General features: G+C 70.4%; 17 protein-coding genes, 1 tRNA gene and 1 pseudogene. 9 read left to right on the forward strand and 10 right to left on the reverse strand.

Annotated features, from left to right (window positions below):
- Positions 1–458: 458 nt before the first annotated feature.
- The gene (locus G4D86_RS48610) at positions 459–3,398 is read right to left on the reverse strand and encodes a CHAT domain-containing tetratricopeptide repeat protein (protein ID WP_164002397.1); all 2,940 of its coding nucleotides are present in this window, start codon (positions 3,396–3,398) and stop codon (positions 459–461) included.
- Between the two features lie 267 nt (positions 3,399–3,665).
- Between G4D86_RS48610 and G4D86_RS48615 the strand changes: the two genes are divergently transcribed.
- From G4D86_RS48615 to G4D86_RS48620, 3 genes and pseudogenes are all read left to right on the forward strand, one after another.
- Complete coding sequence (locus G4D86_RS48615) at positions 3,666–3,893, forward strand: SPASM domain-containing protein (RefSeq protein ID WP_275899241.1); 228 nt, start codon at positions 3,666–3,668, stop codon at positions 3,891–3,893.
- Positions 3,890–4,129 (forward strand): annotated as a pseudogene (locus tag G4D86_RS54455) (glycosyltransferase family 2 protein); the annotation flags it as partial. The gene G4D86_RS48615 and the pseudogene G4D86_RS54455, both read left to right, overlap by 4 nt.
- Positions 4,128–4,661, forward strand: coding sequence for a glycosyltransferase family 2 protein (locus tag G4D86_RS48620; RefSeq protein WP_420821896.1), 534 nt, complete (start codon positions 4,128–4,130; stop codon positions 4,659–4,661). The pseudogene G4D86_RS54455 and the gene G4D86_RS48620, both read left to right, overlap by 2 nt.
- Positions 4,662–4,708: 47 nt before the next feature.
- On the opposite strand, the gene G4D86_RS48625 is transcribed toward G4D86_RS48620, so the two are convergent.
- The 6 genes from G4D86_RS48625 to G4D86_RS48650 all read right to left on the reverse strand — a co-directional run bounded on the left by G4D86_RS48625 (position 4,709) and on the right by G4D86_RS48650 (position 11,485).
- A tRNA-Leu gene (locus G4D86_RS48625) sits at positions 4,709–4,790 on the reverse strand.
- A gap of 86 nt (positions 4,791–4,876) precedes the next feature.
- Positions 4,877–5,332, reverse strand: a complete 456-nt coding sequence (secG, locus tag G4D86_RS48630) for a preprotein translocase subunit SecG (RefSeq protein WP_164002402.1) — start codon at positions 5,330–5,332, stop codon at positions 4,877–4,879.
- Between the two features lie 99 nt (positions 5,333–5,431).
- A complete protein-coding gene (gene tpiA, locus G4D86_RS48635; RefSeq protein ID WP_164002404.1) occupies positions 5,432–6,205 on the reverse strand; it encodes a triose-phosphate isomerase in 774 nt (257 codons plus the stop codon).
- Positions 6,206–6,252: 47 nt separating this feature from the next.
- Entirely contained in the window at positions 6,253–7,440 is a 1,188-nt protein-coding gene (locus tag G4D86_RS48640; protein ID WP_164002406.1) for a phosphoglycerate kinase, read from the reverse strand.
- A 39-nt stretch (positions 7,441–7,479) separates the two neighbouring features.
- The gene (gene gap, locus G4D86_RS48645) at positions 7,480–8,490 is read right to left on the reverse strand and encodes a type I glyceraldehyde-3-phosphate dehydrogenase (RefSeq protein WP_164002407.1); all 1,011 of its coding nucleotides are present in this window, start codon (positions 8,488–8,490) and stop codon (positions 7,480–7,482) included.
- Between the two features lie 100 nt (positions 8,491–8,590).
- Complete coding sequence (locus G4D86_RS48650) at positions 8,591–11,485, reverse strand: golvesin C-terminal-like domain-containing protein (protein ID WP_240360914.1); 2,895 nt, start codon at positions 11,483–11,485, stop codon at positions 8,591–8,593.
- A gap of 78 nt (positions 11,486–11,563) precedes the next feature.
- Here G4D86_RS48650 and G4D86_RS48655 point away from each other — a divergent pair, with 78 nt between their 5' ends.
- Entirely contained in the window at positions 11,564–12,259 is a 696-nt protein-coding gene (locus G4D86_RS48655) for a diacylglycerol kinase family protein (RefSeq protein ID WP_164002409.1), read from the forward strand.
- 93 nt (positions 12,260–12,352) lie between these two features.
- On the opposite strand, the gene G4D86_RS48660 is transcribed toward G4D86_RS48655, so the two are convergent.
- Positions 12,353–12,556, reverse strand: a complete 204-nt coding sequence (locus tag G4D86_RS48660) for a hypothetical protein (protein ID WP_240360915.1) — start codon at positions 12,554–12,556, stop codon at positions 12,353–12,355.
- 321 nt (positions 12,557–12,877) lie between these two features.
- Between G4D86_RS48660 and G4D86_RS48665 the strand changes: the two genes are divergently transcribed.
- From G4D86_RS48665 to G4D86_RS48685, 5 genes are all read left to right on the forward strand, one after another.
- Complete coding sequence (locus G4D86_RS48665) at positions 12,878–14,473, forward strand: NAD(P)/FAD-dependent oxidoreductase (RefSeq protein WP_164002481.1); 1,596 nt, start codon at positions 12,878–12,880, stop codon at positions 14,471–14,473.
- Between the two features lie 26 nt (positions 14,474–14,499).
- Positions 14,500–14,868 carry a hypothetical protein gene (locus tag G4D86_RS48670; protein WP_164002411.1) on the forward strand — a complete coding sequence of 123 codons (369 nt, stop codon included), beginning with the start codon at positions 14,500–14,502 and terminating at the stop codon, positions 14,866–14,868.
- A gap of 163 nt (positions 14,869–15,031) precedes the next feature.
- Positions 15,032–16,171, forward strand: coding sequence for a class I SAM-dependent rRNA methyltransferase (locus G4D86_RS48675; RefSeq protein ID WP_205520393.1), 1,140 nt, complete (start codon positions 15,032–15,034; stop codon positions 16,169–16,171).
- 49 nt (positions 16,172–16,220) lie between these two features.
- Positions 16,221–17,780 carry a 3'-5' exoribonuclease YhaM family protein gene (locus tag G4D86_RS48680; RefSeq protein ID WP_205520394.1) on the forward strand — a complete coding sequence of 520 codons (1,560 nt, stop codon included), beginning with the start codon at positions 16,221–16,223 and terminating at the stop codon, positions 17,778–17,780.
- Between the two features lie 15 nt (positions 17,781–17,795).
- Positions 17,796–19,769, forward strand: a complete 1,974-nt coding sequence (locus tag G4D86_RS48685; protein WP_164002416.1) for an HD domain-containing phosphohydrolase — start codon at positions 17,796–17,798, stop codon at positions 19,767–19,769.
- On the opposite strand, the gene G4D86_RS48690 is transcribed toward G4D86_RS48685, so the two are convergent.
- Together G4D86_RS48690 and G4D86_RS48695 are read right to left on the reverse strand one after the other, a co-directional pair.
- Complete coding sequence (locus tag G4D86_RS48690; protein ID WP_164002418.1) at positions 19,756–20,532, reverse strand: TatD family hydrolase; 777 nt, start codon at positions 20,530–20,532, stop codon at positions 19,756–19,758. The genes G4D86_RS48685 and G4D86_RS48690 overlap by 14 nt on opposite strands.
- Entirely contained in the window at positions 20,529–21,503 is a 975-nt protein-coding gene (locus tag G4D86_RS48695) for a HEAT repeat domain-containing protein (RefSeq protein WP_164002420.1), read from the reverse strand. The genes G4D86_RS48690 and G4D86_RS48695 overlap by 4 nt, the downstream gene beginning before the upstream one ends.

Here is a 21,503-nt window from a genome sequence, read left to right on the forward strand (position 1 = left end):
CTCGTACAGCCGCGCTTCCGGTGGCGCCTCCGCGTCCGCCGACACCTGCACGCGTCGAGGACCACGTCCTACAGCGTGGCCCACGCGCAAGGGCTCCGCGGACGGTGTGCGTCACCCTGCAGCAGAAGCCAGAGCGAGATTCGAACCGGGTGGAGAGCGCCTCGGCGCAGAGCGAGCACGTTGCGCCGGGGAACATGCCCCATCCACGGTCGCATGCGACCTTGTTGACCCTGGCGACGCGCCTGGGCGCGGACGGCTCCTCTCCGGTGTCGAAGCTGGTGCGGACCAAGCCGTCGATGGCTGCTGTTGGTGCAGTCGCCCTGAACGGGCTGGCCATACATACCGAGCGGCTGGAAGATGCCCAGGTCCGTCGCCTCGTCATAGGCGGCAATCCAATACGCATCCGTTGCCGAGAAGCCCACCGCCTGCGCCATGGGCTCCTGCGGTACTCGTTATCGTTACTCCTGGGCCTTGGACTCGAGCATGCGCAGGGGCGTCTCCTTGCCCATGGCAATGAACGGTGCCCAGTAGTGGGGGTGAGGTTGGGTCCGCCGCAGCTCGCGCATCGCCTCGCGCAGCGCAGTGGCCCTCCCCTGCCCCGCCAGCAGCTTGCGGTAGTAGGCCTCCATCAATTGATGGGTGACGTCGTCGCTCACCTTCCACAGGCTCATCACCACCGTCTCCGCCCCCGCCACCACGAGCGCGCGCCGCAGCCCGTAGACGCCCTGGCCCAGCTTCACATCGCCTCGCCCGGTGTCGCACGCGGACAGCACCACCAACTGAGTGCCCCACAGGTTGAGGCCGGCCAGCTCCAGCGCCGTTGCCAGCGCCCTTTCGGGCGGCGGCTGAGAGGCACTGGAGGTGGAGGGCGTAGGCGCATTCGCCCCCGCGAAGAGCAAGCCGGAGCGAAGAAGCGGGTCCGGGGGGCGCGGGGCATGAGGGTCCTCGCTCAGCAAACCGACGCTGCCAACGGCGCGAGTATTCGTGGGCGCGGGGGCGTCCTCCAGGAAGAAGCCGTGGGTAGCCAGGTGGAGGATGCCGGGGGTAGGCATCTGCAGCAGTCGCTCTTTGGTGGCCGACGGCCCCAGGAAGAGCTGTGCCTGGGGCAGCAGCCGCTGGATGGCCTCTGCCTCCTGACGGGTGCCTGGCAGGGGGATGAGGCTCCAGTCCCGTCGCGCCAGTTCCTCGCGCCGCGTGGAGAAGAAGCGCGCCAATGAGGTGGTCCGCTCGGCACGTGCGGGAGCCTCTTCCGCGGAGGACGTGGGAGACTGGAGCGGAGCGCTGAAGTCCGGGTCGGCCAGGACGACCACGGAGGAAGCGGGGACTGGCCGCTGGGACCGAGGAAGCAGCTCCTTGCCGGAGTTCACGTAGGTGAAGTCGAAGTCATCCACGAGGAATTGGTAGCCGTCATGCAGGGCGGAGAAGGGCACCAGAGCCAGTTGTCCATCCGGCGAGAGAAGGAGGTGGTGGACATTCCCCAGCAACGGAAGCAGGGGTTGAAAAACGAGCTGGTAGAGGAGCTTGGAGTGCGCATGGAAGGCGGCCTCCCGGTTGGCCATGGCGTCTCGCAGGCGCGAGGCGGCGAGGTCGATGGGCTCGGCGGGGCCCAGGTCGACGGTGCGAATGATTGAGTCAGGCAAGAGCACCAGCGCCAGGTAGCGGAGATGTGGTTTGGATACGACGGGTTGGGGTACGAGTGGGCGGTCCACGTAGGCGATGAACTCGACGAGGGCACCGTCTTCGGGCAGGGCCTGGGCGACACGGTCGACGATGTCCGCGGGAGCCGGCAGCGCGGCCAACGCTCGCAGGGGGGCGGAGTGCCTGGCCAGGGAGGCTTCGAGGTCATCACCCTGTTCGGCGAGGTCCTTGAGGCGCTGCTGATGGTTGGCGGAGTTGAGAGCCCCAACCTCTGGGAGCGCCAGGGAGGCAAGCTGCGTGCGCAGGTCGCGCAAGCGCTTGAACGTCTCACGGTCCTCCGCACCGAGGCTCCGATAGACGGTATGGGAAGTGTCGGCGGCCTCTTCGATGGAGCGGCCCTTGAGCAGGAGTACGGCGCTGAGCGCCAGACGTTGCACGTTGACGTCATCGGGGTGGGCGCGCAGCAGCGCGTACAGTCGCTCCTCGTCAGCCCGCAGGAACTTCAGGAAGCTGTCCAGACGGGACTCGGAGAAGTCCAGAGCCTCCTGGCGCAGGCGCTTCTCGGAGATGGCAAATGCGCGCGAGAACAGAGGCAGGGCATCAGCCAGGCGCTGCTGGGCGAGCCGAAGCTGGCCCAGGTTGTTGAGCGCCTCCGCCACAAGGGGATGGTTGTGGCCAAGCGCGGCTTCCCGGATGGAAAGTGTGCGCAGGTAGAGTGGTTCGGCAAGCCCGTACTTCCCCTGGGTCATGTAGAAGCCGGCGAGGCTGTTGAGCGAATAGGCGACGTCGGGATGGTTGTTGCCCAGGGTCTCTTCCCGAATGGCCAGTGCACGCTTGCAGAGAGGTCCGGTGCGGGCAGACAACCCCTGGTCCGCGTAGAGCGCAGCGAGGTTGTCGAGCGTCCGGGCGACGTCCGGGTGTTTCTCGCCGAGGACCGCCTCGTCAATGGCGAGCGCACGCTCGTAGAGGAGCGCCGCGCGGCCGTACTGCCCCATCTCCCGGCAGAGGCTGGCGAGGTTGTTGAGGGAGGTGGCGACGAGGGGATGGTGGGTGCCGAGAGCCGACTCCCGAATGGCGAGTGCGCGCTCGTAGAGCGGCTCGGCGAGGCCACACTGCCCCTGCTCCCTATAGAGGTTGGCGAGGTTGTTGAGCGTCCGGGCGAGATCCGGATGGTCCTTGCCCAGCACTGCCTTCCGAAGGGTCAGCGCACGCCGGTAGAGGGGCTCGGCACGGCCGTACAACCCCTGTCTCGCGTAGAGGCGGGCCAGGCTGTTGAGCGAATCGGCGACGTCGGGATGGTTCTTGCCCAGGGCCACTTCCCGAATGGCGAGCGCACGCTGGTACAGGGGCTCGGCACGGCCGTAGAGGCCCTGGTCCGTGAAGAGGTTGCCCAGGTTGTTGAGCGAAGCGGCGAAGGCGGGGTGATTCTCGCCGAGGGTCATCTCCCGCAGCTCGCGCGCCCGCTGAAGCAGCGGCTCCGCCCGGGCATAGTCCGCCCGAAGCTCGTGGAGCGTCCCGAGCAGGTCCTGGCAGGAGGCGACGTCTGGGTGCGTGCTCCCCAGCACGGCCTCTCGCAGCGCCAGCGCCTGCTCCCCCTGAGCAAGGGCCTCGGCGTACCTGCCCGCATCCCGAAGCTTCGCCGCCTCTGCATAGGCGGTCCGAGCCTGCTGGAGCCGGGCATCCACCTGCTCGTCGCCGGCCACCGATCCCGCCGCCCAGCAGAGAACGGCCACCGTCGTCCACCTGAGAACCTGCTGCATGCCCCCCCCTGGAGCGCGTGTCCCCCTAGACAACGCTCGTGCTGCTGAACGTTACAAACGAGGGCTTTGCTGGGGAGGCAGAGGACTACCGCGGAGAGAACGAAGCGCAGACACGCACGCCGAGAGTGACGTCACGCTGCGTCGGATCTCCGGCCGAGATGTTCGCGAGGTACGCGGAGAACGTGTCGTTGTACCAGGCCCCTCCCCGGTAGACGACGTTCCCGAGCCCTGGCTTGAGAGACTTTGTGATCTCGTATCGGCGAGCAGGTGTGTGGCAGCGCTGAGCAAGACATGATGGTGGATCAGCACGGCAACGTGCAGCTCTGCTTCTTCATGCGCGACATCCTGAATGGCCGTGCGCTCGGCAACGTGCGCCAGTCGTCGCTGCGCCAGTTGTGTGAGTCAGGCCTCGCGACCGAGGCACGTGGCGTGATGGCCCGATGCCGCCGGAACTGCGGAATGCTGAATTGCCATCGGAAGCAGGCGGCCTCATGAGCCCGGCCGAAAGTCACACACTGCCCCTGACGCTCGTCGTCCCCTGTTACGGCCGGTCGGAGCTCACCCGCCAGTTGCTCTCATCACTGGTTGCGTCACCGGAACGCTTCCAGGTCATCCTGGTCGACGACGCCTCACCAGAACCCGTCAGCGCCCTGGCGAGAGAGTTCGGAAGCCGCCTGGACATCGAGTGTCTACGTCAGCCGAGGAGGAGCGGTCCCGCCGCCGCGCGAAATCGCGGCATCGCGATACCCCTTCGTCGCCTTCACGGACAACGACTGTGTCGTGAGGCCCACCTGGGCGGGGGAGCTCGCGCAGCATCTGCGGGATGCCTCGCCCAGGGTCGCGGGGGTGGGTGGACGGACGCTGGCGGTCGGCAGCGATGTGTTCAGCCGCTACTACAGCTACCACAAGCTGCTCGACCCCTACCTGCATGAGGGCCGCTACCTCTACGTCGTCACGGCGAACTGTGCCTTCCGGCGAAGCGTCCTCGAAGAAGTCGGTGGCTTCGATGAAGACGTCCGCGAACCGGGTGGGGAAGACCCAGGACTGTGCTTCAAGATTCTGGAGCGCGGATACGTCCTGAACTATCGCCCCGAGGCCGTCGTTCAGCACCACTACCGTCCGGGCCTGGCCGACTTCATCCGGACCCTGTTCCGCTACGGGAAGGGATGCCGGATGCAGACCGACCGGTACGTCTCGAGCCTCAACCGGCCGCCTGGAGACTCCTCGGCGGAGATGCACTTCGGGAACCTGCCTGTTCCCTGAAACGAAAAAAGCCCCCGAGTCTTTCGACTCGGGGGCCTCTTCCGGAGTGCCCAAGGCGGGATTCGAACCCGCACACCTTGCGGCGCCAGCCCCTCAAGCTGGTGTGTCTACCAGTTCCACCACCTGGGCATTTGCTGCGCGCTCCATCTACCGAACCTCACCGACTCACGCAACGACAATCTCAACCGACGCGTGAGCCGGCTTCTTCCTGACAGCTACTGCGCCGGAGCCGGAGCAGGCGCGGGGGCAGGCGTCGCCCCCTGCGGAGCCGGAGCACCCTCGGCGGGAGGAGGCACCGGCGTCTCGCCCCGCGGCTGCTCCACGCTGCCGGGAGCCGGAGACGAAGGCGTCGTCGCGCCCGGAGCAGGGGCACCACCCGGCGTGGCCGGAGCCGTCTGCGCCGGAGCAGGCGCGGCGACCGAGCCGCCAGCCGCCACCGAGGAGCGCAGCCCCACGAAGGACAGGCCGAGCGACGTGAAGAAGAAGAGCATCGCGCAGACGCCCGTGAGCTTGCTCAGGAACGTCACCGCGCCGCGGCCGCCGAAAGCGCTCGTGGCCGCGCCGCCGCCCAGGGCCGAGCCCATGCCCGCGTCCTTACCCGGCTGCAGCAGAATGACGAAGATCATGAACACGCAGACGAGGACGTGCACGATCGTGACGAAAGCGAGCATGGCGATTCTTCCAGACGTTCCGTGAGAAGGAGGCGCACCCTACACAAACTGGCGAACGGGTGACAACTTCTTCCGCCCGCCAGTACCAGTCCTGCCGATCTAACCCGCTGCCTTGACGATGGCCGCGAAGTCGCCCGCCTTCAGGCTGGCCCCGCCGACGAGCGCTCCATCCACGTCAGGCTGCCCCAGCAATTCCGCCGCGTTGTCCGGCTTCACGCTGCCGCCGTACTGGATGCGCACCCGCCCGGCCGTCTCCCCGTCGTACAGGCGTCCGAGCAGCCCGCGGATCGCCGCGTGGACCTCCTGCGCCTGCGCCGACGTGGCCGTGCGCCCCGTCCCAATGGCCCACACCGGCTCGTACGCCAGGACGAAGGTGCCCACGTCCTTCGCGTCGAAGCCGGAGAGCGCCCCGCGCACCTGGCGCTCCACCACCTCCAGCGTCCGGTTCGCCTCGCGCTCGGCCAGCGTCTCGCCCACACAGATGATGGGCGTCATCCCCGCCGCCCGCACCGCCCGGGCCCGCTTGTTCACCATCTCGTCCGTCTCGCCGAAGAACTGCCGGCGCTCCGAGTGCCCCACGATGACGTAGGCACACCCCAGCTCCGCCAGCATCGGCGCGGACACCTCGCCCGTGAAGGCGCCGGACGACTCCCAGTGACAGTTCTGCGCCGCCAGCTGCAGCGGCGCACCCTCCAGCGCCACGTGGAGCGGCTGCAGCGCCACGAAGGGCGGCGCCAGCACCACCTCCACCGCATCACCCAGCGGAGCCACCATGCTCCGCAGCTCGCGAACGAGGCCCAGCGCTTCGGGCACCGTCTTGTTCATCTTCCAGTTGCCGGCGACGATCTTCCGACGACGAGCTGCGGCGGCCATGTGTCCCCCCGGGGGCGTGGATACGGGTTGCGTTGCGGCCGCGCAGCCTACCGCGTTTCCAGCGCCTTGATACCCGGCAATTCACGCCCCTCCAGGAACTCCAGGGAGGCGCCGCCGCCGGTGGACACGTGGCTCATCTTGGCCGCGAAGCCCATCTGCTCCACCGCGGCCGCGCTGTCGCCGCCGCCGATGACGGTGGTGGCCTGGGTGTTGATGGCCATGGCCGCGGCCACCGAGCGGGTGCCCTCGGCGAACTTGTTCACCTCGAACAAGCCCATGGGCCCGTTCCACACCACGGTGCGCGCGTCACGGATGTGCTGCGCGAACATGGCGCGCGTCTTGGGACCGATGTCCAGGCCCATCATGTCCGGAGGAATCGCGTTGTCCGGCGTCTCCTTCGCCACGCTGTTCTCGGTGAGCTCGGTGCCGACGATGTGGTCCACCGGGAGCACCAGCGGCACCTTCAGTCGCTGCGCCGCCTCCAGCATGCGCGTGGCCAGGGACAGCTTGTCCCCTTCCACGCGGGACTTGCCCACCTCCACGCCCTGCGCCTTGAGGAACGTGTAGGCCATGGCGCCGCCGATGAGCAGCGCGTCCACCTTGGGCAGCAGGCTCTCGATGACCTTGATTTTGTCGCTCACCTTCGAGCCACCCAGGATGGCCACGAAGGGCTTCTCCGGGTTCTTGAGCACCTTGCCCAGGTACTCGATTTCCTTCCGCATCAGGTAGCCGGCGGCCTTCTCCTTCACGAAGGGCACCATGCCCGCCGTGGAGGCGTGGGCGCGGTGCGCGGTGCCGAAGGCGTCGTTGATGTAGACGTCGGCATTGGCGGCCAGCTCGCGGGCGAAGGTCTCGTCGTTGGCCTCCTCCTCCTTGTGGAAGCGCAGGTTCTCCAGGAGGACCACCTGGCCCTCCTTGAGCTCCTTCACCTGCTTCTTCACGCCGTCACCGATGCAGTCATCCGTGAGGATGACCTCGTGCTTGCCGCCGAGCAGCTCGGCCAGCCGCACGGCGACCGGCTCGAGGGACAGCTTGGGGTCCGGGCCCTTGGGCCGGCCGAGGTGGGAGGCCAGGATGACCTTCCCGCCCATCTCCAGCGCGCGCCTGATGGTGGGCAGCGCCTCGCGGATGCGGGTGTCGTCCGTCACGCGCCGGCCCTCCAGCGGGACGTTGAAGTCCACGCGGATGAAGACGCGCTTCCCGGTCAACTGCAGGTCGTCGATGTAGCGGATCATCTCGGTCCTTCCCTCTCGGTGCCCTTCAACGCCCTGGAACTAGACGCCCTTGGAGACGAGGAACTTCGCCGTGTCCACCATGCGGTTGGAGAAGCCCCACTCGTTGTCGTACCAGGCCATGACCTTGAGCATGTTGTCGCCCATCACGAAGCAGTTGGTGGAGTCGAAGATGGCCGAGTGCGGGTTGCCGTTGTAGTCCACCGACACCGTCTGCTCGTCGCTGAACTGGAGGATGCCCTTGAGCGAGCCCTCCGAGGCCTTGCGGTACGCCTCGATGACGGCCTCCGCGGTGACGTTCTTCGTGGTGTTCACCGTCAGGTCCACCAGCGACACGTTCGGGGTGGGCACGCGCACGGAGATGCCGTGCATCTTGCCCTTGAGCTGCGGAATCACCTCACCGATGGCCTTCGCGGCGCCGGTGCTGGTGGGAATCATGGAGAGCGCGGCGGCGCGGGCGCGGCGCATGTCGTCGTGGGTGAGGTCCAGGATGCGCTGGTCGTTGGTGTAGCTGTGGACCGTGGTCATCAGGCCCTTCTCCACGCCGAAGTTGTCCACCAGCACCTTGGCGAGCGGCGCCAGGCAGTTGGTGGTGCACGAGGCGTTGGAGATGACGTGGTGCTTGGCCGGGTCGTACTCGTTGTGGTTGATGCCGTAGGCGATGGTGAGGTCCGGGCCCTTGGCCGGGGCGGAGATGATGACCTTCTTGGCGCCCGCCTTCAGGTGCTTCTCGGCGCCGTCGCGCGCGGTGAAGCGGCCGGTGCACTCGAGCACCACGTCCACGTTCATGCCCTTCCAGGGCAGCGCCGTCGGGTCCTTCTCGGCGGTGACGGCAATCTCCTTGCCGTCCACGACGATGCCCTTCTCGGTGGACTTCACGGTGCCCGGCCACGTGCGGTGCACGGAGTCGTACTTGAACAGGTGGGCCAGCGCCGCGGGCTTGTCGAGGTCGTTGATGGCGACAATCTCGAGGTCCTCCTTGCGGCTGAGGGCAGCGCGAAGGATGCAGCGACCGATGCGACCGAAGCCATTGATGGCGATGCGGGTAGCCATGTTCGAGTCTCCTTGCAGGGCGCGGGCGCGAGTGCCCACGCGTGTCGTCACTTCACGTCGAATTCGAGGGCGCCGACCGTAGGCATCCGCCCCCTCCGAGTCAACGCTTCGCGTCGCCCTTGCGACGGTGCGCACGCCGAAGCTGAACAATCAGCCCGAGCAACAGGCCGATACCGGAGCCCGTTCCCCCTCCAGCCCCACAGCCGCAGCCCGAGTCGCCGAGCGGATAGTAGAACTGCGGCAGCTCCTCCAGGACGACGGGCTGAGGAGGCGGCGGAGGAGGCGGTGGTGGCGGCGGCGCGGGCGGATGCGGGTCCACCCCACGCGCGGCCACGCAGGCGGTGAGCAGGCCAGGGCCCGCACCGCCCGGGTCCTCGGCGGGCGGCGGAGGCAGCTGCGTGAGCACCCCCACGTGCAGCAGGAATGCGGAGAGCAGCTGCGCGCGCCGCGCCGGACTGACGATGCCCTCGAAGGGCACGCCCAGGAGCAGCACCTGCCCGCCCGGAGTGGAGGACACGCCCGCCACCAGGTCCGTCCCCAGGTAGCGCAGCACCGCCGCGCCACCCGACGCGGGGGTGAGCACGTCCGTCACGCCCACCGGGTAGGCCCCGTGCGTCCCGTCATCCAGGAGCGCCGCGGGCAGGCCCGAGAGCCAGCCGCCCGCCAGCCCCTCCACCGCGAGCGGCGCCGAGCCAGTGCCCAGCGACGCGCGGAGGATGTCCGCGAGGAAGGCCTGGTCCTGCGCTCCTCCCGCCGCGAGAGCGGACGCCACCTGGCTGCCGGACAACATCAGACTTCCCCCGCCGGTAACGAAGGCGCGCAGCGCGTCCTGCTCCTGGCGCGTGGGCCTCGCCCCGTCCTCGCCGCCCCGGCCGGTGAACCAGTCCACCACCGTGTACGGGGCCGTCAGTGAGATGAGGCCCGCCTTCAGCGCCGCGCTCGTGGCGCTGTCGAACGCCGTGCTCGCATACGCCAGCGCCTCGCCGTGACGGCGCACGTAGGTGCCGTCGTTCATCGCCTCCACCAGCAGGCGCACCGGGGCCTGCAGGTCATAGGCATCCAGCGCCTCGGCACAGACCTGCGACGAGTCCAGCCGCTCGAAGGCGTTGACGAGCAGCACGGGCGCCTGGGCCCCTGTCGGCGTGCGCACGCCGACGGTGGCGGACGGGAAGCCCTCCCCGCCCGCGCTCACCGCCGCCACGCGGAAGTAGCGCACGGTGCCCGGCGCCAGCGTGGTGGTGAAGGAGGTGCCCGTCACCTCGGCGCCGTCGTCCCAGCCGAGGCCGTCCGCGCTCTGGTAGACGCGGTAGCCGGTGGGCGCGTCGTGGCCCTCCTCGTCGGGGTTGGCGGCGGGGGCCGCCCAGCGCACCTCCACCGCACCCGCCGCGCCGTTGCTCGCGGCGACGGCACCGGGGACTTCCGGCGGCAGCCGCACCGGCTGGCCGTCCCTCGCGGCGAAGTACTTGATGAGGCCCTGGAGGATGGCGCGCGCGGCGACGCGGCGGAAGGCCGGCTCCTTCAGCCGGTTCGAGTCGGTGATGTTGTCGTGGTACGCCATCTCCAGCAGCACGGACGGCATCTCCGGGTTGTGCGTGGGATTGACCTCGCCCAGGTTGGCCGAGCGCAGGCTGCGCACCCGCCAGTTGGGGTCCACCTCGCGCTTGAAGTCCTTCCCGATTTCATCCAGCAGCGCGCGGGCCATGACGTCGCTGCCGGCCACGCCGGTGAAGTTGAGCGTGCCGTCCACCGGGTTGGGCCCGTACACGTAGCCCTCCGTGCCCGTCACGGTGCCGGTGGTGCCGGCGTTGGTGTGCCACGCCAGGTACACCGCGTCCTCGCCCTCCTCGTGCAGCCACGCGGCGAAGCGCGGGCGCGCGGTGACGTCCGCGTTGCGCTCGTTGGTCAGCGCGTTGGCCCCGGTGGGCGCGTACACGGAGGCCGGCGCGCCGCTGAACTGCACGTGGTAGCGCGCGGCCTCCTCGTAGCGGGGCCTGTCGAGGGCGGCCACCTCGGCGTCGCCGATGAGGCCGCGGCCACCGCCGAAGCGCACCGCGTCCAGCGACACCGTGCCGCCCTCCGCCGTGTCGTTCATCGCCACCACCGACGCGGCCTCCGGGTGCCGGCCCGCCTTGAAGTAGAAGCGGCCCAGCAGCACCCACGTGCCGCCGTGGCGCCGCTGGTTGACGCGGAAGTGGCTCTCCCCGCCCGCGTGCTTCACCACGTAGTGCGCGTCCGTCGCCCGCGCCGGGTCCGAGCCGTAGGAGACGTAGACATGGTAGTTGCCGTCCGCCGGGACGTCCGGCGCCCACGTCGCGCTCGCGGTGGCGGTGCGCGCGGTGGACATGACGCGCGTGGTGCCCAGCGTGAAGGGCTCCACCGCGTTGCCCATGGGCAGGGGCGGCGTGCCCCACCCCTTCTGCGTGGAGTCCTGGAAGAGGGCCGCCTCCCCCGTCTCGGTGTAGCCCTCCTGCCCCGCGTCGAGCAGGGCCATGCGCGAGTTGAGGTCCGGCTCGCGCACCGGCACCACCGTGGCCCCCGCCCCCGTCAGCATGGGCAGCAGGTACTGGTTCAGCACCTCGGCGGAGATGAGGTCCTCCACCACCGCCCAGGTGTTGGGCCGCTGCGTGGCCCACCTGTCTAGCGGGGCGCTCCGGTAGAAGCCGTGGCCGGGACTCAGGTACACCACCTTCCCGGACAGCGCCCCACCGCGCACGCGCGTCTGCGGCACGCCGGAGAGCGCCGAGCGCACCACCCCACCCCGCTCCTCGCGCCGCACCACCGGTGGCTCCGACGCGGACCACCGGCGCGACTCGTGGGCCCGGGGGCCGGGCGCCGGGAGGTACTCGACGCCGGGCGGCTCCAGGCCACAGGCCCCCTCGTCGAGGAGCGCGTCGGGAGCCGGGCTTTCGGCCCGGGCCAGGGGGGCAGTCAACAGCAGGGCCAGGGCCGCGCACCCCACGCGCGCCCGGTAACGGTAGTAGGAAGCGGATTTCACGGGGTCAGACCATACCCCTTCAACCCCGAGCGGCAACCGGACCCGTGGGTGCTAGGGTGCGCGCCCCTTCAATCTCCGATGAACGTTCCTGTCCGGCCACCCTCTGCCTTCCCTCCCCGTCGGGGCTCGGGGCTGTTCGCCTCGTTCGGCCACGCGTGGGCGGGCCTCATCCACACCGTCGTCCACCAGCGCAACATGCGCGTCCACCTCATCTCGGGCGTGCTGGTGGGACTGGTGGGCAGCGGCATTCCGCTGGGCCTCGCGGAGAAGGTGACGCTCATCTTCTGCGTCCTCCTCATCTTCTTCGCGGAAATCCTCAACAGCGCCCTGGAGCACCTGGTGGACCTGGCCGTCCAGCAGTTCGACGAGAAGGCCCGCCTCGCCAAGGACGCGGCCGCCGCGGGCGTGCTGGTGCTGGCGCTGGGCACGGTGGTCATCTTCGCCGCCATCCTCGTGAGCAACTGGGAGACGGTCCGCACCAGCACCGACGCCATCGTCCGGCAGGTGAAGCTCGGACTGCCGCTCACCGCCTGCGTCATCGCCCTGGTGCTACCGCACCGCCGCCCCGTCGCGGTGGACGTGGCCGCCTTCGTGGGCGCCTTCGTGCTGCTGGCACTGCTGGCGCTGGGGACGGCCAGCATGGTCTTCAGCGCGCTGACGGGAGGACTGATTGTCGTGGCCGGCGCGGCTGCGTACCAGCGGAGGCGGGAGCAGCGCTCCTCGGCCTCCGTGACGACTGATTCGCCGGTCAGCGGAAACAAAAAAACCGGCTGACGCCGGTTCCGTACTGCCTCCGCGCGGGCGGGAGCCCCGAATCCAGTCCGGAGCCCGCGCGCCCGCGGGGTCGATGGTCCGAAGACTAATTGCTCAGGCGCGCTGGCGCCACTCGGAGCCCTGCTCCTGTGTTGGCTGGACGGCAACGGGCTTGTCGCCTTCCTTGAGGTCCGCGGTCACCAGGTCGAGCAGCTCCGTGGCGATGCCGATGACCTGGTGCGGCGTGTAGCCGCTCGCGCGCAGTTGGTTGAAGAAGGTGCGCGCCAGGATACGGGTGCCCTTTTGGTCGGTGCTCACAGTGATTGCCTCCAGAAAGCGGCGAAGAGAGGGGGTCGCCGCATAAGCATGCGGCGTCAACACTTCAACCCCCGTGCCAGACGTTCTCTTCCGAACGGATTCCCCAGCGTTTCCCAGGGGTTGAAGGAAACCAGCGCCCGGCATGGGCTCCCGGAGGGTGCGAAGACTGTTACGCACCTGTCGTCGGCACGGGGGGATGGCGGAGGGGGGTGCATCAGCGGGTTCGCACCCGCGAGGGCCCCACGAGGCTCCGTGGTTTCAAGTGCTTGCAATCTTTCATGGGTGCGGAGAGATACGCGCCCCCACCAGGAGCGAATGGCAATGGCGTATCGGGTGAACAACATCGGGCTGTGGCTGGACGAGCCGGAGGAGCTGCTCGGCCAGCGCGCCGCGGAGAAGCTCGGGGTCACCCGCTCCGACCTCGCCTCCGTGCGCGTGGTGCGCTCGGTGCTGGACGCGCGCAAGAAGGGCAGCCCCCGCTACATCTACACGCTGGAGGTGGAGCTGGCGCCCGGCCGCAAGCCCGGCCGCCTGCCCCCGGACGTGGGCGAGGCCCCGCCGCCTCCGGACGTCCTGCCCCCGGTGAAGGCGCCGGAGCGCTGGCCGATCATCATCGGCACCGGGCCCGCGGGGCTGTTCGCCGCCCTGGGCCTGCTGGAGCGCGGCGTGCGCAGCATCCTCCTGGAGCGCGGCCGCGAGGTGGTGACGCGCCGCAAGGACGTGGCGAAGCTGATGCGCGACGGCTCTCTGGACCCGGAGAGCAACATGAACTTCGGCGAGGGCGGCGCCGGCGCGTACACGGACGGCAAGCTGTCCACGCGCATCAACCACCCCATGGTGCGCAAGGTCATCGAAGCCTTCGCGAAGTACGGCGCGCCGGACCACATCCTCATCGAGGGCAAGCCGCACATCGGCTCGGACCTGCTGCCGGGCGCGGTGGCGAAGCTGCGCGAGGAGCTCATCGCGGGCGGGTGCGAGGTGCACTTCGAGCAGCGGGTGGAGGACCTCCTCTACCGCGACGGGCGCGTGGCGGGCGTGAAGCTGGCCGACGGGCGCACCCTGGAGAGCGACCGCGTCATCCTCGCCCCGGGCAACTCCGCGCGTGAGCTGTACGAGCGCTTCGCCGCCGACGGCCAGGTCAGCGTGGAGGCCAAGCCCTTCGCGCTCGGCTTCCGCGCCGAGCATCCGCAGGCGCTCATCAACAGCATCCAATACGGCAGCGCCGCCAAGAATCCCAAGCTGCCTCCGGCCGACTACAAGCTGGCGGAGAACCTGGACGTGGACGGCGAGGTGCGCGGCGTCTACTCGTTCTGCATGTGCCCCGGTGGAATCGTCGTGCCCACGCCGACGCAGGACGGCCTGCAGTGCACCAATGGCATGAGCAACTCGCGCCGCAACGCGAAGTACGCCAACGCCGGCATCGTCGTCTCCGTGTCGGTGGCGGACTTCGAGCGCGAGGGCTTCCGCGGACCGCTGGCGGGCCTGGAGTTCCAGCGCCACTGGGAGTCCAAGGCGTATGAGCTGGGCGGAGGGCGCTTCTACGCTCCGGCACAGACGATTCCGGACTACCTGGCCGGGCGCGTGAAGAAGGACCCGGGCGGCACCAGCTACCGGCCGGGACTGGCGCACACGGACCTGAACCGCCTCTTCCCGGAGCGGCTCACCGAGTCCATCAAGCAGGCCTTGCGCACCTTCGAGCGGAAGATGCGCGGCTTCATCAGCGAGGAGGGCAAGCTCATCGGCATCGAGAGCCGGACCTCGTCGCCCGTGCGGATTACGCGCGGGGAAGATTTGCAGTCGGTGTCCCTGAAGGGGCTGTATCCGGCGGGCGAGGGGTGTGGTTACGCGGGCGGCATCGTATCGTCCGCCATTGATGGTCTGCGCGTCGCTGAGCAGATTGCCACCGAGCTGTCCTGAGCGGACGGCCCGGTAGGAGGGTCCCCATGCGCTACGTGGTACGCACGCCGGACGGTGAGCTGGTCTACCCCAGCCTTCTCGACGTCGAGCAGGCCTACCTCCAGGGGCTGGTGGACCCGGAGGACGAGGTTCGTGCGGAGGACTCGTCGAAGTGGCGCAAGGCGGGCAGCCTCCCGACGCTCGCCCAGGCGCGCCGCGCGTCTTCCGGGGCCGCCCAGCGGGGGCAGGCGTTGATGGTCCTGGGCGTGGTGCTGCTGGGGGGGCTGGCCCTGTCGTTGCTGTTCCGCGACAGCTGGAACCTGCGCCTGCTGGGCATCGTCCTCGCGCTGATGGCCAGCTTCATCCTCACCCGGGTGACGTTCAAGGCGTTCAAGCGCCCGTCATCCGGGGCCTGATTCCGGCGGCTGGGTCCGGCCGGTTCGCTCCCTCCCCTGCCTGCCCTGCCGCGCGGCGTCCCGGCGCTCGCCGCAAGCTGGCGACCGACGGCGCATGTTCTCCCCTGGGAGGACGCCCGTGGGCACCGGTGCCCGCGGGGAACCGAGAGAGGGAGGACACACCTTGCTCAGCACCTATCTGTCCCGGGACGCCGCACGCCGGCTCCGCCACGGTGCCCCCTGGCTTCGCCGGGAGGACATCGTCTCGATGGAGGGAACGCCGCAGCCCGGGGAGCCCGTACAGCTCCGGGACGAGGATGGCTCGGTGCTGGGTCTGGGCGACGTGGACCTGGAGTCCTCGTACGCGGTGCGACGACTGGGCCAGCCGGACGAGGCCGTGGAGGGACTCGTCCCCCGCCACCTGCGTCACGCCTTCGAGCGGCGCGGCCGGCTGGTGGACGACCCGCGCTTCTGCCGCGTCGTCAACGATGATGGGGACGGACTGCCCGGCCTCATCGTGGACCGGTACGACACCCACTTCGTGGTGCAGACCTTCACCCGCGCCATGGACGCGCGGCATTCGGAAATCACCCGCGCGCTGGTGGAGGTGACGGGCGCCGGCTCGGTGCTGCTGCGCAACGACTCGCCCCGGCGCAAGGCGCTGGGGCTGCCCACGCAGCGGGCCCACGTCCTCTACGGCACCCCGCCCCGCTGGTGCCGGCTGCTGGAGCTGGGCGCGCGCTTCACCGTGGACCTCACCTACGGGCTGGGCACCGGCTACCACTATGACCAGCGTGAGCTGCGCCGCTTCGTGGCGCGCATGGCCAACGGCGGCCGGGTGCTGGACGCGTGCTGCAACGTGGGTGGCCTCTTCGTCCACGCGGGCCTGCATGGGGCGCGGCAGATTCTCGCCTTCGACCGGAGCACGGACGCGGCGGACCTGGCCCGGGAGAACGCCGAGGCCAATGGCCTGCTGGGCCGGGCCACGGTGGACACGGGCCAGCCCCTCCAGGTGCTCAGGGCGCTCCGCGACACCTTCGACCTGGTCCTCCTGGACACACCCGGAGTGACGTCCGAGGACGAGTTCGTGGAGCAGCTGCGCCACGCCCTGCGGCGCACCCGGCACGGCGGGAAGCTGCTGGTGGTCGGCTACCACCCGCCGCTGGCCCTGGGCGGCTTCGACGAGCTGGTGGCCACCGCCTGCGAGGCGGAGGCCCGCATCGGCACCCGGCTGGTCCGCCTGGGCCTGCCCCCGGACCACCCCACGCTGGTCGGCTCCCCCGGGTCCGACTACCTCGATGCCCTGGCCCTGGAAGTCAGCTGACGCGAGTTCCCCTGGAAGTGCCTTCCTGGTGCTAGTGTCCGCCGCCGAAATGACCAACGAAAACACGCCCGAGACCGCCACCCCCACCCCGGAGGGTTCCGTGGAGACCGTCCGCAAGGTGTACGCGGCGGACCTGCGCGAGAAGGACCGCGTCAACACCGTCTTCCGCGTCACGAAGAAGGAGAAGGTGACCGCGCGCAGTGGCAAGGTGTTCCTCGCCCTGACCCTCGTCGACAAGAGCGGCGAGGTGGATGCCCGCATCTTCGACAAGGTGGACGCCCTGGAGCCCGCCTTCCAGTCCGGAGACTTCGTGCTGGTGCAGGGAAGCGTCATCAACTTCCACGGCCGCACCCAGGTCGTCGTCGAGGCCGTGGAGCGCCTGGACCCGGAGCCGCTGGACCCCAAGGAGTTCGAGCCGCCTCCGGCCCCGCCCCCCGAGGAGAAGCCCGCCGCGGAGGCCAAGGCCCCCGAGGCCCGCGAGCCGCGCGCCGAGAAGGCCGAGAAGGCCGACCGGGGCGAGGCCCGTGCCGCCGCCGAGCAAAAGGAGGGCAAGGGTGGTGAGGGTGCCCGGGACGGCGCGGGTGGCGCGCGCGCCGCCGGCCTCATCCGGGAGATGGTGTCCGAGCGGGTGAATGACCCGCACGTGAAGCAGCTGCTGCTGGCCTTCCTGGACGACCCGCAGATTGCCGCGGGCCTGCCGATTGCGCCCGCGGGGAAGGCCGTGCACCACGCGTGGCGCGGAGGGCTGGCCGAGCACCTGCTGTCGGTGATGCGGCTGACGCTCCGCGTGGCGGACCACTACCCCATGGCGGACCGCGACCTGCTGCTGGCCGGCGCGCTGCTGCACGACGTGATGAAGGTGGCGGAGATCTCTCCCGAGAAGGGCTTCGACTACACCGACGAGGGCAAGCTCGTTGGCCACCTGGTGATGACGGCGCAGAAGATTCGCGAGAAGACGCTGGCCATCCCCGGCTTCCCGCCGCTGCTGGAGCAGCACCTCACGCACCTGGTCCTCGCCCACCACGGCCAGCTCGAGTACGGCAGCCCCAAGGTGCCGATGACGCTGGAGGCGCACATCGTCCACGCGCTGGACTCGCTGGACTCGCGCATCTCTTCGTGGCTGGAGGCCATGCAGCGCGACCCCAACGACAAGTGGACGGACGTGCTGCGCCACTATGACCGGCAGCTGTGGAAGGCCCCCGCGCCCACCTCTCGGGGCCGCGCCCCGGTGGAGGGTGGTGGTGGCCGCCGCAAGTCGCGCGAGGAGAAGCGCAAGGCCCGGGGCGACAGGCCGCCCCGTGAGCAGGGCGGAGACAAGCCCCAGGGCGGCGCGCCCACCGAGGGTGCCGCCCCGGCCCCGGCCGAGGCGGGTGCGCAGCCGCAGCGCCCGCCGCGCCGCGAGCGTCCGCCCCGCGAGGAGCGTGCGCGTGAGGAGCGTCCTCCCCGCGAGGAGCGTCCCCCCCGCGAGGAGCGCCCGCCGCGGCCTCCGCGCGAGGAGCGTCCGCCTCGCGACGCCAACTCCCTGCCCCGCGAGCTGACCTTCAAGCCCTTCAGCGCGCTGACGTCCGTGGCCCCGGCCAAGGACGGCGAGGGTTCCTCGGAGAGCTGAGGGAGCTGAAGGCACATGGCGAAGAAGTTGGGAGAGCGCCTCATCGAGGCCGGCCTCGTCAACGCGGGGGCCGTGGAGCAGGCCCTGGAGCACCAGAAGATCACCGGCCACAAGCTGGGGGACTGTCTGGTGGAGCTGGGGCTGCTCCAGGAAGCGGGACTGCTGCGCTTCCTCGCCGCCGAGTTCCAGACGCGCTTCGTCACCGCGGACAAGCTGGCCAAGGCCCGCATCGCCACCGAGGTGCTCGACCGGCTCCCCGTGCGCCTCGCCGAGGCGCAGAACGTGCTGCCGCTGGCGGTGGACCCGGAGCGCAAGCTGCTCTCCGTGGTCGCCGCGGAGCCGCAGAACAAGGCGCTGATGGACGAGATTGCGCTCGTCACCGGCATGTCCGAGGTCTACGCGTACGTAGGCCTGCGCGGCGCCATCGCCGCGGCCATCCGCAAGCACTACTACGGCGACCCCACCGCCTTCACCGCGCTGCTGGAGTCTCCGGGCGCGCAGGTCAGCCCCCCCGTCCCGTCCCGCACGGGGGCCGCGGAGCACAGCCGCACCACCACCTCGGGCCGCAGCACCATGACGGGGCTGAGCAGCCTCAATTACCGCATGGAGACGGACCCGCGGCTGCGGGTGCACCGCCCCAGCGGCGCCACTCCGGCCGCCCGCCCCTCCACCCAGCGGCGCGAACCGGGCGGGCCCCGCGGCATCGTCAGCGACGCGGACTACGTGGAGACGCTGGGCATCCTCGTGGGCCTGCTGGAGCAGGACCGGCAGCGCCACCGCGGCCACTCCGCGCAGCTCGCGCGTCAGGCGGGCATCGTCGGCCAGCGCATGGGCATGCCGCACAAGGAGCTGGCGGCGCTGTCCATCGCCGCGTACCTCCACGATCTGGGCAAGCCGTCAGAGCGCCACTTCTCCCTGGCCAGCAACGCCGTCAACGCCGACTGGAAGGCCCAGGCGAAGCAGGCGTGCCGGGCGCCCACCAAGCTGTTCGAGACGGTGCACCTGCCCACGCAGACGAACACCATCCTCGCGCAGCTCTATGAAGCCTGGGACGGCTCGGGCACCCCGCAGGGCGCCAAGGGCGAGGACATCACCCTGGGCGCGCGCATCCTCGCCGCGGTGGACAGCTTCCTGGAGCTGACGAAGAACCCGGGCAACGCGCACGGCAAGGCCTTCACCAAGGAGCAGGCGCTGGAGCACCTGCGCACCAACAAGGGCGTGCTCTATGACCCGGTGGTGGCGGACATCGTCATCCAGCTCCAGAGCGGCGAGTTGCTGCGCCACCGGCTGGAGAGCGAGGGCCGGCAGGTGCTCGTCGTGGAGCCGGACGAGGCGGCGCGCGGCGAGCTGCTGGAGGCGGTGCTGAAGCACGGACTGGTGGCGCACGCGCTGTCCACGATGGAGGGTGCGCAGGACGGCCTGGCCCGGCAGGACTGCGACGTGCTGGTGGTGAGCCTGCGGCTGGGACAGCAGGAGGTGATGGACATCCTCCAGCAGGCGCGCTCGACGCCGGAGACGGCGGGGCTGCCCATCGCCGTGGTGGGTGAGCCGGACGCGGCCACGCGCGAGCGGCTGGTGATGGCGGGCGCCTCGGCGGTGCTGGCGCCCGGCGAGAAGGGCGTCATCGCCAAGGCGGTGGGCAACCTCCTCGAGGACCGGGTGCTGCACAACGGCCCGGGCCGCGTGGTGCGGGGCAGCTTCGACGAGCTGCCTCCGAAGGAGTTGCTGCGCACGCTCGCCGGAGGTTTCAAGAACGGGCGGCTGCACCTTCGCCAGCACACGCTGGAGGGCTACCTCCACCTGGAGCGCGGCCGCGTCGTCTTCGCCTCCTTCGGGGGCCACTCCGGCGAGCCCGCCCTGCAGGCGCTGCTGAAGCTGAAGCAGGCGGACTTCCAGTACGACCCGGATGCGCTGCTGCTGGACGTGCCGCAGATGGACCAGGACCTGCAGGACCTGCTGGCCCTGGCCGGCGCCGTCAGCCCAGGCTGAGCCCGAAGAGGGCGGAGGCGTTGGCGGTGGTGGTGGCCGCCACCTCCTCCAGCGTCACGCCCTTCAGCTCCGCCACCTTGCGCGCCGTCTCCACCACGTGCGCGGGCTGGTTCTTCCGCCCGCGGTGCGGCACCGGCGCGAGGTACGGGCTGTCCGTCTCCACCATCAGCCTGTCCAGCGGCGCGAAGCGCACCGCGTCCTGCAGCGCCTGCGCGTTCTTGTAGGTGACGACGCCGGACAGGGACAGGAAGAAGCCCAGGTCCAGGTAGCGCCGCGCCGCGGCCGTGTCCCCGGTGAAGCAGTGGATGACGCCGCGGGACAACCCCACCTCGCGCAGCACGCCCTCGCAGTCGTCATGCGCGTCGCGCACGTGCACCACCAGCGGCTTGGACAGCTGGCGCGCCAGGGCGCACTGCCGCCGGAAGACGGTGGCCTGCACCTCCCGGGGCGAGTGGTCGTAGTAGTAGTCCAGGCCCGCCTCCCCCACCGCGCGCACCTCGGGCCGGGCGCACGTGGCCTCCAGCGTGGCGAAGTCCGCCTCGGTGGCCCGCGCGGCCTCGTGGGGGTGGATGCCCAGCGTGGGCGACAGGAAGTCCGGGTGCGCGGCGGCCAGCTCCAGCGCGTTGCCCCAGTCGCCCGGGCCGTGGAACTGGCCCACCACGATGGCGTGGACGAGGCCGGCGGCGCGGGCCCCGTCGAGGATGACCATGACGTCCGGGTAGTCCTTCACCTCGAGGTGGCAGTGGGCATCGACGAGTCTCATGTCTCCTCCAACAGCAGCTCTTCCAGCTCGGTGCGCGCCTCGGGTGAGGTGAAGGTGGGGATGGAGGCGCGCACCCGCTCGCGTCCCTCCGGCAGGCCCAGCCGCCAGAGCGCGTCCGCGGCGTCCAGGCGGAAGTCCTCCACCGCGCCCCGCTCGTCCAGCAGCGCGAGCAGCCAGGGTAGCGCCCGCGCGTCACCCAGCCGCCCCAGCCCACGCGCGGCGGCCCCGCGACACTCGTCCTTGGCGTCTTCGAGGATTTCCTTCAGCCGCTCCAGCGCCCCGGGCGCCTTCACCGCGCCGCACAGCTCCACGGCCAGCGCGCGGTCCTGGCTCCACTTCTTCCGGGACCGCTGCAGGAGGTACGTGACGCCCTCCGGGTCCCCCAGCTGCGCGAGCACACCCGCGGCCTGAGTCTTGTCGAAGGCGGGCAGCAGCCAGCGGCGGAACAGTCGCTTTACCGCGGGCAGGGCGCGCGGGTCCTCCAGCTCGCCCAGCGCACCCAGGGCGCGGAAGCGCAGCAGGTCCGCGTCCAGCGCCTCCACGAGGATGTCCAGGCCAGCGGGGTGCTTGAGGGCGGCGATGCCGCGCGCGGCCTCGAAGCGGACCTCGGGCATCGGGTCCTCCAGCATGCTCGCCAGCGCCCCGCGCAATTCCGGCCGCGCCAGGTCCGCGAGCCGACCGGTGGCCTCCAGGCGCACCAGCCACTCGTCGTCGCGCAGCCGGGAGATGAGCGTGCCCGACAGCTCCTCCGGGGGCAGCACCACGGCGGCCAGCCCCACCCCCGAGCGGCGCACCTCCGGCTGCGCGTCCGTCAGCAGCCGGGTGAGCACGTCGGTGAAGTCGGGCGCGCGCGCCGGGGACTCGAGGGCCAGGTGATAGAGCTGGTCCGCGGCCTCGGCCCGGAGCGCCGGGCGCTTCTCGCGCTCCAGCGTCAGCAGGGCGCGGTCGCGCTCGGCGCGCCAGTCCGTCAC

Origin of the sequence: Pyxidicoccus caerfyrddinensis (genome assembly GCF_010894405.1) — a bacterium.
Classification (GTDB): domain Bacteria; phylum Myxococcota; class Myxococcia; order Myxococcales; family Myxococcaceae; genus Myxococcus; species Myxococcus caerfyrddinensis.

Coding starts and splice junctions, on each gene's coding strand:
- G4D86_RS48665 (WP_164002481.1), top strand. CDS start 12,878: ATGGCGTATCGGGTGAACAACATCGGGCTGTGGCTGGACGAGCCGGAG.
- G4D86_RS48640 (WP_164002406.1), bottom strand. CDS start 7,440: ATGATCCGCTACATCGACGACCTGCAGTTGACCGGGAAGCGCGTCTTC.
- G4D86_RS48610 (WP_164002397.1), bottom strand. CDS start 3,398: ATGCAGCAGGTTCTCAGGTGGACGACGGTGGCCGTTCTCTGCTGGGCG.
- gap (WP_164002407.1), bottom strand. CDS start 8,490: ATGGCTACCCGCATCGCCATCAATGGCTTCGGTCGCATCGGTCGCTGC.
- tpiA (WP_164002404.1), bottom strand. CDS start 6,205: ATGGCCGCCGCAGCTCGTCGTCGGAAGATCGTCGCCGGCAACTGGAAG.
- G4D86_RS48655 (WP_164002409.1), top strand. CDS start 11,564: ATGAACGTTCCTGTCCGGCCACCCTCTGCCTTCCCTCCCCGTCGGGGC.
- G4D86_RS48680 (WP_205520394.1), top strand. CDS start 16,221: ATGACCAACGAAAACACGCCCGAGACCGCCACCCCCACCCCGGAGGGT.
- secG (WP_164002402.1), bottom strand. CDS start 5,332: ATGCTCGCTTTCGTCACGATCGTGCACGTCCTCGTCTGCGTGTTCATG.
- G4D86_RS48690 (WP_164002418.1), bottom strand. CDS start 20,532: ATGAGACTCGTCGATGCCCACTGCCACCTCGAGGTGAAGGACTACCCG.
- G4D86_RS48670 (WP_164002411.1), top strand. CDS start 14,500: ATGCGCTACGTGGTACGCACGCCGGACGGTGAGCTGGTCTACCCCAGC.
- G4D86_RS48685 (WP_164002416.1), top strand. CDS start 17,796: ATGGCGAAGAAGTTGGGAGAGCGCCTCATCGAGGCCGGCCTCGTCAAC.